Genomic DNA, 11,752 nt, shown 5'->3' on the forward strand with positions numbered 1-11,752 from the left:
TGGTCTGAACGGGACAATGATCCCCTTGCGACCCTACTCCGCCGGGGAGGCTCAGTTGCGCTGGCCGCTGTTTCCCGTACTCGTGCAAGGACCGTCCATGGCGCCGACCCTGCGGCACGGCGACATGCTGCTGGTGCGCCGCGGCGGCCGGCCGGTGCGCGCAGGCGACGTGGTGGTCGCGCGCTTCCGGTCCCGACCCGGCCTGCTGGTGGTCAAGCGCGTCCGGCGGGCCCAGGACGGCGGGTGGTGGCTGATCGGGGACAACGACCTGGTCACCGACGACTCGCGGGCGTACGGCGTGGCCGACGTGCTCGGCCGGGTGCTGTGCCGGTACTGGCCGCGGCCGGGTCGGCTGGGCCGGGGGCCGTCCGGCCCGCAGCCCGGGCCGATGAATGAAGAAACGTGAACCGGACACCGTCCCCACCAGGTGTGAAATGCTCCACGACCGGCTGCCCCGATCGTTGATCAAGTGCGGGTCCGGGTCTAGACTCCTGACCTCGGGAGAACCCCGTGACCTCGCCGCGCCGTGTCAACGCTGACCCGTCGTTGAACCGACCGGCTCGTGTGCGTTGTCATCGTGGGAGTCCAAAGTGGATCATCCAGCTTTCGAGCGGCACCGGGGCGGCAAGATGGCCGTCGCCAGTACGGTGCCCCTGAGTACCAGAGAAGACCTCTCCCTCGCCTACACGCCCGGCGTCGCACTGGTGTGCGAGGCGATCGCGGCGAACCCGGCCCTGATGGACGACTACACCTGGGTCGGACACACGGTCGCGGTGGTGACCGACGGCTCGGCGGTGCTCGGCCTGGGCAACATCGGCCCGCGCGCGGCGATGCCCGTGATGGAGGGCAAGGCCGTCCTGTTCAAGCAGTTCGGCGGGGTGGACGCGGTGCCGGTGTGCCTGGACACCCAGGACACCGACGAGATCGTGTCGATCGTCAAAGCGCTCGCGCCCAGCTTCGGCGGGATCAACCTGGAGGACATCGCCGCGCCGCGCTGCTTCGAGATCGAGCGGCGGCTGGTCGAAGCGCTGGACATCCCGGTGTTCCACGACGACCAGCACGGCACGGCGGTCGTCGTGTTCGCGGCCCTGCGCAACGCGGCGACGCTGCTCGACCGCAAGCTGTGCGACCTGCGCGTGGTGGTCTCCGGGGCCGGCGCGGCCGGGGTCGCGGTCACGAAGATGCTGATCGCGGGCGGGGTCGAGGCGTCCGCGGTGATCGTGTGCGACTCGCGCGGCGCGATCCACGCCGGGCGGGCCGACCTGGTGCCCGGTTCGGCGAAGGCCGAGCTTGCCGAGCGCACCAACGCGGGCGGCGTCAGCGGCGGTATCGAGGCCGCACTGGACGGCGCGGACGTGCTGATCGGCGTGTCCGGCGGGCAGATCCCCGAGCGGGCGGTGGCCGGGATGGCCCCCGGCGCGATGATCTTCGCGCTGGCCAACCCGACGCCCGAGGTGCACCCGGACGTGGCCGGGCGGTACGCCGCGGTGGTGGCCACCGGGCGCAGCGACTTCCCGAACCAGATCAACAACGTGCTGGCCTTCCCGGGCATCTTCCGCGGCGCGCTCGAGGCCCGCGCGACCCGGATCACCGAGGGCATGAAGCTGGCCGCGGCGACGGCCATCGCCGACGTGGTCGCCGCCGAGCTGTCCGCCGAGGCCATCGTGCCCAGCGCGCTCGACCCGCGGGTGGCCCCCGCGGTAGCCGCCGCCGTGGCCGACGCCGCGCGCCGCGAGGGCGTGGTACGCGCCTGACCGGCCCTGCGGGGCCGTCGGGCCCCGCTGAAGCCGCCACCGCGGTCAGGCCGGGGCCCGACTCCCGCCCCGCCTGCCCCGAACCGCGACAGGCCGCCCAGGGCGATCTCGACCCGGGGCACCGTCGAATCGCGCCGACCCAGCCTGCCGAACCCAGGTTCACCCGGCCCCGCCCTGTCCATCGCCGGGCGACCGGGGGTGGATGGCTGCAGTTTCGGGGAAACTGCAGCCATCGGCCGCGCGACAGCCGCAGTTTCCCCGAAACTGCCGGCGCGATGCCGGGCGAAGACTCCTGAACGGAGGCTCAGGGCGGTCCGGCGGGCGGTCGGGGTGGCTGTTAGCGTCGGGTCATGCGTGCCGTCTATGCCGAGTCGATCAATCCGGACAATCCGCTGGCGGGGCTCGTGGTGGGCGAGCGGCCCGAGCCGCAGGCCACCGAGGGCTGGACCACCGTGCGTGTGATGGCCAGCGCGCTCAACCACCACGACCTGTGGTCGCTGCGCGGCGTGGGCCTGTCCGCCGAGCAGCTGCCGATGATCCTGGGCTGCGACGCGGCCGGGATCGACGAGGACGGCAACGAGGTCGTCGTGCACGCGGTGATCGGCGACCCGGCGGCCGGAGACGGCGACGAGACGCTGGACCCGAAGCGTTCGTTGCTCTCCGAGCGTCACCAGGGCACCCTGGCCGACCTGGTGACGGTGCCGCGGCGCAACCTGGTACCCAAGCCGGAGGGTATGACCTGGACGGACGCGGCGTGCCTGCCGACGGCGTGGCTGACGGCATACCGCATGCTCACCACGCGCGGACGGCTGGCGGCCGGTGGCAGCGTGCTGGTCCAGGGCGCGGGCGGCGGCGTGGCCACCGCGGCCGTGGTGCTGGCCCAGGCGCTCGGCGCGCGGGTCTACGCGACCAGCCGGGACGCTGCCAAGCGGGAGAGCGCCGCGGGGCTGGGTGCGACCGTGCTGGCACCGGGAGAGCGGCTGCCCGAGCGCGTCGACGTGGTCGTGGAGACCGTCGGCGAGGCCACCTTCGACCACTCCGTGAAGAGCACGAAGCCGGGCGGCCGCATCGTGGTGTCCGGCTCGACCTCCGGGCATCTGGCCACGGTGGACCTGCGCCGGATCTTCTTCCTGCAGCAGGAGGTCGTCGGCTCGACCATGGGCACCCGGGACGAGCTGGCGGCGCTGCTGGAGCTGATGGCGGCCCGGAAGATCGCGCCGGTGGTGGACACCGTCTTCGACTTCGCCGACGCGCGCGGGGCCTTCGAGCGGCTGGCCGCGGGCGCGGGCTTCGGCAAGATCGTGCTCGACCACCAGGGCTGAGCCCGCCGTGTCACGTCCGCGGGGTCGGCGACGGCTCCGCGGTGGTGGCCGTCAGCCCGCCCCACGGGTCGCGGCAGACGTAGCTCAGATCCGCGTGGATCCAGCGGGCGTCGTTGTCGCGCAGCACCGGGCGGGCGCAGTGCAGGCATGGCGAGACCCGGGGGTATGCCGCCCGGCCGCCGTCCTCACCGCGCTCCGCTCGCCCGTCGCGCTGCCCGACGGCAGCTGCCCGCGTGGTCGGCTCGTGCACGCATCCTCCCCAGACTCGCTCGTCGACGAAGACGTTCATCGACATTGTCGATGATGCTCTGTCCGATCAGGATGCGCAAGCCCGGTCTCAGGCGGAGGTCCACTCGCGGGCCAGCACCGACCAGACCTCGCTGTCGTGCCGCTTGCCGCGGTACGGGTAGGACTCGCGCAGCACGCCCTCCCGGGTCATCCCCAGCCGGGCCGCCACGGCCAGGCTGCGCGCGTTGTCCGGCCGGGTCTGCCACTCCACCCGGCTCAGGCCGCGCTCCCGGAACGCCCAGTCGAGCAGTGCTCGGCACGCCCGGGTGATGAGCCCGCGGCCCTGGCCCGCCGGCTCCAGCCATACCCCGATCTCGCCGTTGCCGAACTCGGCGTTGACGCTGAACAGCATGGTGCCGCCCACCAGCGTGCCGTCCAGCCAGATGCCGAGGATGCGGCCGGTGCCCGCGGCCTGCATGTCGGCATAGCGCTGCAGGGTGGCGCGGGCCGAGTCCAGATCGGTGGAGCGGCTCGCCCACGGGATCCACGGGTCGACGTCGGCCCGCGCGCGATCCATGTGCGCCAGGAACTCCTCGGCCTGCCACGGCTCCAGCGGCCGCAGCTCTGCGCCGTCGCCGAGGGGGAGTGCGAACATGCTGGTCCTCTTTCCGTGCCGGTGATCACGAACGGAGGCCATTCTGCCCCATCCGGGGTTCCGGCGAACCAGTCCGAAACGGTTTCAAACGGCGCTAGTCTGGCGTCGGGCATCGTGATCAATCACAGACACGGGGGGACTGATGAGCGAGCCGCAGGACAAAGAGGGGCGTCTGGACGACCTGGAGCATGAGGCCGCGGGCTTCATGAACCCGTTCAAGTGGGGCAAGAAGAAGAAGGAAGAGGAGGAGGCGAAGAAGGCGCAGGAAGCCCAGGCGCAGGCCCAGGCCCAGGCGGCGCCTCCGCAGGCCGCCCCTGCTCCGGCCGCGCCCCCGCCGGCCGCGCCCCCGCCGGCCGCGCCGCCGATCACCGAGCCGGCGGCAGCGCCCAAGCCCGCGGCCCCGGCAGCGGCCGCCAAGCCCGCGGCCCCGACACCGAAGGCGCCGCCCGCGCCCAAGGCCGAGCGCACCTACAAGGTGAAGTCCGGCGACACGCTGTGGGACATCGCGGCGCAGTACTACGGCGACGGCCGGCAGTACATGAAGATCGCGAAGGCCAACAACATCGCCAACCCGAACATGATCAACGTCGGCGTGGTCCTGAAGATCCCCGACTGAGCTGCGCACCTCACGCGGCGGCGGGCCGGTCGGCCCGCCGCCGCGCCGTGTCCGGTGACGATCCCGCGGTTCAGCGGGCCAGCAGCTCGGCGGTCTGGTTGGCGATCTCGAGTTCCTCGTCGGTGGGGACGACACAGACGGCCGGGAACGCGCCCTCGGGCGAGATCAGGCGCTCACCCCGCTCGGCGGATGCATTGCGGGCGGGGTCCACCACGATGCCCAGGGCATCCAGCCCGGAAAGCGACGCCTCCCGCACGGGGGCGGCGTTCTCGCCCACGCCCGCGGTGAAGGTGATCGCGTCGACCCGGCCCAGCAGCGCGTAGTAGCCGCCGAGGTACATCTTGACGCGCTCGCAGTACACGTCGAAGGCGAGCGCGGCCGCAGTGTCGCCTTCGTCGCGCCGCCGCAGCACCTCGCGCATGTCGTTGTCGCCGCACAGGCCCTTCAGGCCGCTGCGCTGATTCAGCAGGTCGTCGATGGCCTCGAAGGACATCCCGGCGACGCGGTGCAGGTGGAACACCACGGCGGGATCGATGTTGCCGCTGCGGCTGCCCATCACCAGGCCCTCCAGCGGGCTCAGGCCCATGCTGGTGGCGACGCTGCGCCCGCCGCGCACCGCGCAGGCGCTGGCCCCGTTGCCCAGGTGCAGCGTGATCACGTTGACGTCGGCCGGGTCCCGGCCGAGCAGCTCGGCGGTGCGGTGCGAGACGTACGCATGCGACGTGCCGTGGAAGCCGTAGCGGGCGATGCCGTTCTCCTGGGCCACCTCGATGTCGATGGCGTACATCGCCTGCGCCGGTGGGAGGGTCCGGTGGAACGCCGTGTCGAAGACGGCGACCTGGGGCACCCCGGGCAGCATCTCGCGGGCGATCCGGATGCCCTCCAGGTTCACCGGGTTGTGCAGCGGCGCCAGCGGGACCAGCCGGGTGACCGCCTCCAGCACCGCGTCGTCGACGAGCGTCGGCGTGGTGAAGCGCAGCCCGCCGTGCACCACCCGGTGCCCGATGCCGTCCAGGTCGGACACGTCGGCGGAGAAGATCACCTCGCGCACCGCCTGGGCGCAGTCGGTGACCCGTTCGATCAGCCCGCCGTCGATGGACTTGCCGTCGGTGTAGAGGCCCCACTTCACGGAGGCCGAGCCGCAGTTCAGTACCAGGATCTTCATGAGACCACCTGCGACTGGATGGCGGTGATGGCCACCGTGGAGATGATGTCGCGTACCGTCGCGCCCCGGGACAGGTCGTTCACCGGCTTGCGCAGGCCCTGCATGACCGGGCCCACCGCGACCGCGCCCGCCGAGCGCTGCACGGCCTTGTACGTGTTGTTGCCGGTGTTGAGGTCCGGGAAGATCAGCACGGTGGCCCGGCCGGCCACGTCGCTGCCGGGCAGCTTGGTCGCGGCGACGCTCGGGTCGACCGCGGCGTCGTACTGGATCGGGCCGTCCACCGGCAGGTCCGGCCGGCGCTCGCGGACCAGCTTGGTGGCCAGGGCCACCTTGTCCACCTCGGCACCCTGCCCCGAGCCGCCGGTCGAGTAGGACAGCATGGCCACCCGCGGCTCCACCCCGAACCGGGCCGCCGTCTCGGCGGAGGAGACCGCGATGTCGGCCAGCTGCTCCGGGGTGGGGTCCGGGTTGATCGCGCAGTCGCCGTACACCAGCACGTGGTCGGCCAGGCACATGAAGAACACGCTGGACGCGACGCCCACGCCCGGCTGCGTCTTGATGATCTCGAAGGCGGGCCGGATGGTGTCCGCGGTCGGGTGCACCGCGCCGGAGACCATCGCGTCGGCGCGTCCGGTGTGCACCATCATCGTGCCGAAGTAGTTCACGTTCGTCATCAGGTCGTACGCGATGTCGCGGGTCATGCCCTTGTGCGCGCGCATCCGGGCGTACTCGGTCGCGAACTCGGCGCGCCAGCGGGCGTCCGCCGGATTGACCAGCCGGGCGTCGCCCAGGTCCAGGCCCAGCTCACGGGCCCGCTGCTCGATCTCGTCCACCGGGCCGAGCAGGGTCAGGTCGCACACGCCGCGGCGATTCAGCGCCTCGGCGGCGCGCAGGATGCGCTCCTCGACGCCCTCCGGCAGCACCACGTGGCGGCGGTCGGCGCGGGCGCGCTCGATCAGCTCGTACTCGAACATCAGCGGGGTGACCCGGTCCGGCCGGCTCAGGTCCAGCCGCCCGGCCAGCTCGACCGAGTCCACGTGCGACTCGAACAGGCCCAGCGCGGCGTCGACCTTGCGCTGGTTGTCGCCGCGCAGGCGGCCCTCCAGCCCGGTCAGCGCGGCCACGGTGTCGTAGCTGTCCGAGGGCACCGTGAAGATGGGCAGCTCCACCCGGAACCGGCTGACCAGCGCCACCACCCGCGGGTCCGGCTCCACGCCCAGCGTCAGCAGCAGGCCGGACACCGCGGCCTGGCCGCCCAGGTGCGCGGCGAACGTGGCCACGATCAGGTCGGCCCGATCGCCGGGCGTCACCACCAGGCAGTTGTCCCGCAGGTGCTCCAGGAAGGTGGGCACCGACGCCGCGCCCACCACGGCGCTGACCACGTCCCGGGCCATCGCACCCGGGGTCGCGCCGTGCACCGGCGAGGCGTGCAGCGCGGCGGCCACCTCGGCGACCGTCGGCGCGGCGATGGCGGGCAGCTGCGGGATGGCGTACACCGGCACCGGCAGCAGCGGCAGTCGCGAGTCCGCGCCCGGCGCCACCCGGTTGGCGATCACCGCCAGCACCGGCAGCTCGTCGCAGGCGTAGAACGCGGCGCGCACGGCGTCGGCGATGTCGCCGGAGTCGCGGCGGTGCCCGTTGACCACGGGCAGCACCGAGGCCCCCAGCTCGCCCGCGATACGCAGGTTGAGCTGCAGCTCCTCGGGCAGGGCGGGCTCGTCGTGGCCCTCGCCCAGGGTGCGGCCGAAGTCGGTGCCCACCACGATCACCGCGTCGCAGGAGCGCTCCAGCGCGTGGTAGTGCTCCAGGATCTCGCCGACGAGGTCGTCGACGCGGTGCGCGCCCAGCAGCTCCGACGCGTGCTGATAGCTCGGCCCGGCCGCGCCGACCGTGCCGTAGCGGCTGCGCAGCAGCGCCACGATCGGGTCGGTCTCGCCGTCGTCGCGGGTGAGCGGGCGGAACACCCCCAGCCTGCGCACCCTTCTGCTGAGCAGTTCCGCGAGGCCCAGGGCCACGGCAGACTTGCCGCCGCCCGCCTCGACGCCGGTCACATATACGCCACGAGCCACAGTCATACCGTACGGCCTGCGCCGGGGTCGAGTCCCGGGGGTGACCGGAACCTAGTCGGAGATCTACAGCCGACGCCGACCGAAGCGGCGGCGATCCCATCGACGTCGGCGACCGCCTGGCTCTGCTCGAACCCCGAGCGCACAGTTGTCGACGCGATACGCACATTACCGGGGTCGGACGCCCCTCGTCACACTTGATTGCTCAAGCGGGGAAGGTTGCTACTCGTCGTCCTCGTCGAGGCGGGCGAGCCAGGTGGCGAAGCGCTCGACTGGCGTCTCGAACTCGGGGTTCAGGTCGATGAAGTCGCGCAGGCGCTCGGCCAGCCACTCCAGGGTGACCTGCTCGTCGCCCCGGCGCTCGACCAGCTCCTCGATGCCGCGGTCGGTGAAGTACATGGGATCCTCCGGAAAAGCCGCCGTCCCCGCCCCGCGCCTGCGGGCCGGGGACGGCGGTCATCACTGTGTTCGATCGCTCTGTGTTCAGGAGCGGGGCAGCGCCGCCTCCAGCAGCGCGGCCTGCTCGACGTCGTGCAGCTTGGTGGAGCCCACGGCCGGGGCCGCGGCGGCCGGGCGGGAGATGCGGCGCATGCGCACCCCGTCCAGGTGCTCCAGCAGGTTCAGGGCGACGAACGACCACGCGCCCTGGTTGGCCGGCTCCTCCTGCACCCAGCAGAAGTCCTCGGCCGCGGCGTACTTGGCCAGCTCCGCCTTGAGCTCGTCCACCGGCAGCGGGTAGAGCTGCTCGAGGCGGATGATCGCGGTGTCCGTGACGCCGCGCTCCTGCCGCGCCTGGACCAGGTCGTAGTAGACCTTGCCCGAGCACAGCAGCACCCGCTTGACCTGCGCCGCGTCGAGCTGCGCGGTCTCGCCGATGACCGGCCGGAAGGTGCCCTCGGTGAAGTCGGCCACCGACGACACCGCGAGGCGGTGGCGCAGCAGCGACTTCGGCGTGAACACCACCAGCGGCTTGCGCTTGGCCGACAGCGCCTGGCGGCGCAGCAGGTGGAAGTAGCTGGCCGGGGTCGACGGGATGGCGACGCGCATGTTGTCCTCGGCGGCCAGCTGCAGCCAGCGCTCCGGGCGGCCCGAGGTGTGGTCGGGGCCCTGGCCCTCGTGGCCGTGCGGCAGCAGCATCACCAGGCTCGACTGCTGGCCCCACTTGACCTCACCCGAGCTGATGAACTCGTCGATCACCGACTGGGCGCCGTTGACGAAGTCACCGAACTGCGCCTCCCACAGCACCAGCGCGTTGGTGTCCTCGACGGAGTAGCCGTACTCGAAGCCGAGCGCGGCGTACTCGCTCAGCAGCGAGTCCTGCACGTGGAAGCGGGCGTCGTCGGCGGCCACCGCGGTGGCGGGCAGGAAGTCGGCGCCGGTCAGCGCGTCCACGATCGCGGCGTGCCGCTGCACGAAGGTGCCGCGGCGCGAGTCCTGGCCGGACAGGCGCACGGTCACGCCCTGGGCCAGCAGCGAGGCGAACGCGATGATCTCGCCGAAGCCCCAGTCGATGTCCCCCTCGACCGACATCTTCGCCCGCTTGTCCAGCAGCTGCTGGATGCGCTTGTGCGGGGTGAAGCCCTCGGGCAGCGCGGTGTGCGCCTCGCCGATGCGACGGACCAGGTCGGTCGGGATCGCGGTGGCGACGACCGGCTCCGGCAGCACCTCGCGGGCCCGGGTGAGCCGGCTGGACACCCCGGCGACCGCGTCGCGGGTGGCCTTGAACACCGTCTCCAGCTGCGTCTGGTAGTCGCGCAGCGCTTCCTCGGCCTGCTCGACGGTGATGTCACCGCGGCCGATCAGCTCCTCGGTGTAGAGCTTGCGCACCGAGCGCTTGGTGTCGATGATCTGGTACATCAGCGGGTTGGTCATCGACGGGTCGTCGCCCTCGTTGTGACCACGGCGCCGGTAGCAGACCATGTCGATCACGACGTCCTTGTTGAACGCCTGGCGGTACTCGAACGCCAGCCGCGCCACGCGGACCACCGACTCGGGGTCGTCGCCGTTGACGTGGAAGATCGGCGCCTGGATCATGCGCGCGACGTCGGTGCTGTACAGCGACGAGCGGCTGTATTCCGGGGCGGTGGTGAAGCCGACCTGGTTGTTGACGACCACGTGCACGCTGCCGCCGGTGCGGTAGCCGCGCAGCTGGGACAGGTTGAGCGTCTCGGCGACCACACCCTGGCCGGCGAACGCGGCGTCGCCGTGCACCAGCAGCGGCAGCACGGTGTAGCCGTGCAGGCCCAGGTCGAGGCGGTCCTGCTTGGCCCGGACGATGCCCTCCAGCACCGGGTCCACGGCCTCCAGGTGCGACGGGTTGGCGGCCAGCGACACGGTGGTCGCGAACTGCCCGTCCGGCGAGGTGAACTTGCCGGTCATGCCCAGGTGGTACTTCACGTCGCCGGAGCCCTGCGCGGTCTTCGGGTCGAGGTGGCCCTCGAACTCGCCGAAGATCTTCTCGTACGGCTTGCCGACGATGTTGGCCAGCACGTTGAGCCGGCCGCGGTGCGCCATGCCGATGACGACCTCGTCCAGGCCGCCCTCGGCGGAGGCCTGCAGGATCTCGTCGAGCAGCGGGATCAGCGACTCGCCGCCCTCCAGCGAGAACCGCTTCTGGCCGACGTACTTGGTCTGCAGGAAGGTCTCGAACGCCTCGGCGGCGTTGAGCCGGCCCAGGACGTGCTGCTGCTCCTCGGGGGTGGGCTTGGTGTACTTGCGCTCCACCCGCTGCTGGATCCAGCGGCGCTCCTCCGGGTCGGTGATGTGCATGTACTCCACGCCGACGCGGCGGCAGTAGGAGTCGCGCAGCACGCCCAGGATGTCGCGCAGCTTCATCACGTCCTTGCCGGCGAAGCCGCCGACCGGGAACGTGCGGTCGAGGTCCCAGAGGGTCAGGTCGTGCTGGCGCACGTCCAGGTCCGGGTGCTTGCGGATCATGAACTCCAGCGGGTCGGTGTCGGCCATCAGGTGGCCCCGGACCCGGTAGGAGTGGATCAGCTCGATGACCCGCGCGGCCTTGTCGATCTGGCCCTCGGAGGTGTGCGCGATGTCGCGCACCCAGCGGACCGGCTCGTACGGGATGCGCAGCGCGGTGAAGATCTCGTCGTAGAAGCCGTGCTCGCCGAGCAGCAGCTCGTGCATCACCTTGAGGAACTCGCCGGACTGCGCGCCCTGGATGACCCGGTGGTCGTAGGTGCTGGTCAGCGAGATGATCTTGCTGACGGCCATGTCTGCCAGCTGCGACTCGCTCATGCCGGAGAACGGCGCCGGGTACTCCATCGCGCCGACGCCGATGATGGCGCTCTGGCCCTGCATCAGGCGCGGGATCGAGTGCACCGTGCCGATGCCGCCCGGGTTGGTCAGCGAGGTCGTGGTGCCGGTGTAGTCGTCCATGGTCAGCTCGTTCTTGCGAGCCCGGCGCACCACGTCCTCGTACGCCTGCCAGAACTGGCGGAAGTCCATCTGCTCGCAGCCCTTGATGGACGGCACCACCAGGTTGCGCGAGCCGTCGGGCTTGGCCAGGTCGATGGCGATGCCGAGGTTCACGTGCTCCGGCTTGATCAGCGACGGCTTGCCGTTGACCTGGGCGAAGTGGTTGTTCATCTCGGGGTGCATGCCGATCGCCCGCACCATCGCGTACCCGATGAGGTGGGTGAAGCTGACCTTGCCGCCGCGGCCGCGCTGCAGGTGATTGTTGATCACAATGCGGTTGTCGGACAGCAGCTTGGCGGGAACGGCGCGCACGCTGGTCGCGGTCGGCACCTCCAGCGAGGCGTCCATGTTCTCGACGATCTTGGCGGCGATGCCGCGCAGCGGCACGACCTGCGCACCGGCGGGCGCGGCCTTCTCGGCGGGCTTGGCCTGCGCAGGGGCCGGCTTCGCGGCGGCCACGGGCGCGGGCGTGGCGGCGGGGGCCGCCGGAGCCGCGGTGGTGGCCGCCGGGACC

General features: G+C 71.8%; 10 protein-coding genes. 4 read left to right on the forward strand and 6 right to left on the reverse strand.

The features are described 5' to 3' along the window. The first annotated feature begins 16 nt into the window (after positions 1–16). From FLL47_RS21690 to FLL47_RS21700, 3 genes are all read left to right on the forward strand, one after another. The gene (locus FLL47_RS21690; RefSeq protein ID WP_144122345.1) at positions 17–406 is read left to right on the forward strand and encodes a S24/S26 family peptidase; all 390 of its coding nucleotides are present in this window, start codon (positions 17–19) and stop codon (positions 404–406) included. A gap of 223 nt (positions 407–629) precedes the next feature. Continuing rightward, a complete protein-coding gene (locus tag FLL47_RS21695) occupies positions 630–1,754 on the forward strand; it encodes an NAD(P)-dependent malic enzyme (RefSeq protein WP_144122402.1) in 1,125 nt (374 codons plus the stop codon). Positions 1,755–2,104: 350 nt separating this feature from the next. Then, positions 2,105–3,076 (forward strand): zinc-binding dehydrogenase, encoded by a 972-nt coding sequence (locus FLL47_RS21700; protein WP_144122346.1) that lies wholly within the window; start codon positions 2,105–2,107, stop codon positions 3,074–3,076. 10 nt (positions 3,077–3,086) lie between these two features. On the opposite strand, the gene FLL47_RS21705 is transcribed toward FLL47_RS21700, so the two are convergent. Beyond that, on the reverse strand, positions 3,087–3,371 hold the full coding sequence (locus FLL47_RS21705) for a hypothetical protein (RefSeq protein WP_144122347.1): 285 nt from the start codon (positions 3,369–3,371) through the stop codon (positions 3,087–3,089). A 42-nt stretch (positions 3,372–3,413) separates the two neighbouring features. Beyond that, positions 3,414–3,959: a GNAT family N-acetyltransferase gene (locus tag FLL47_RS21710; RefSeq protein ID WP_144122348.1), complete on the reverse strand. Its 546-nt coding sequence runs from the start codon at positions 3,957–3,959 to the stop codon at positions 3,414–3,416. A 142-nt stretch (positions 3,960–4,101) separates the two neighbouring features. Between FLL47_RS21710 and FLL47_RS21715 the strand changes: the two genes are divergently transcribed. Next, positions 4,102–4,575 (forward strand): LysM peptidoglycan-binding domain-containing protein, encoded by a 474-nt coding sequence (locus FLL47_RS21715; RefSeq protein ID WP_144122349.1) that lies wholly within the window; start codon positions 4,102–4,104, stop codon positions 4,573–4,575. Between the two features lie 70 nt (positions 4,576–4,645). On the opposite strand, the gene FLL47_RS21720 is transcribed toward FLL47_RS21715, so the two are convergent. From FLL47_RS21720 to FLL47_RS21730, 4 genes are all read right to left on the reverse strand, one after another. Continuing rightward, positions 4,646–5,740 (reverse strand): acetate kinase, encoded by a 1,095-nt coding sequence (locus tag FLL47_RS21720; RefSeq protein ID WP_144122350.1) that lies wholly within the window; start codon positions 5,738–5,740, stop codon positions 4,646–4,648. Beyond that, the gene (gene pta, locus FLL47_RS21725; RefSeq protein ID WP_144122351.1) at positions 5,737–7,815 is read right to left on the reverse strand and encodes a phosphate acetyltransferase; all 2,079 of its coding nucleotides are present in this window, start codon (positions 7,813–7,815) and stop codon (positions 5,737–5,739) included. The genes FLL47_RS21720 and pta overlap by 4 nt, the downstream gene beginning before the upstream one ends. A gap of 213 nt (positions 7,816–8,028) precedes the next feature. Next, the gene (locus tag FLL47_RS43030) at positions 8,029–8,205 is read right to left on the reverse strand and encodes a DUF6104 family protein (RefSeq protein WP_170213164.1); all 177 of its coding nucleotides are present in this window, start codon (positions 8,203–8,205) and stop codon (positions 8,029–8,031) included. A gap of 84 nt (positions 8,206–8,289) precedes the next feature. Beyond that, positions 8,290–11,752, reverse strand: a 3,463-nt coding sequence (locus FLL47_RS21730) for a multifunctional oxoglutarate decarboxylase/oxoglutarate dehydrogenase thiamine pyrophosphate-binding subunit/dihydrolipoyllysine-residue succinyltransferase subunit (RefSeq protein ID WP_144122352.1), incomplete at its 5' end; no start/stop codon positions are given.

The sequence above is a fragment of the Catellatospora sichuanensis genome (genome assembly GCF_007483665.1).
In the GTDB taxonomy this organism is placed as follows: domain Bacteria; phylum Actinomycetota; class Actinomycetes; order Mycobacteriales; family Micromonosporaceae; genus Catellatospora; species Catellatospora sichuanensis.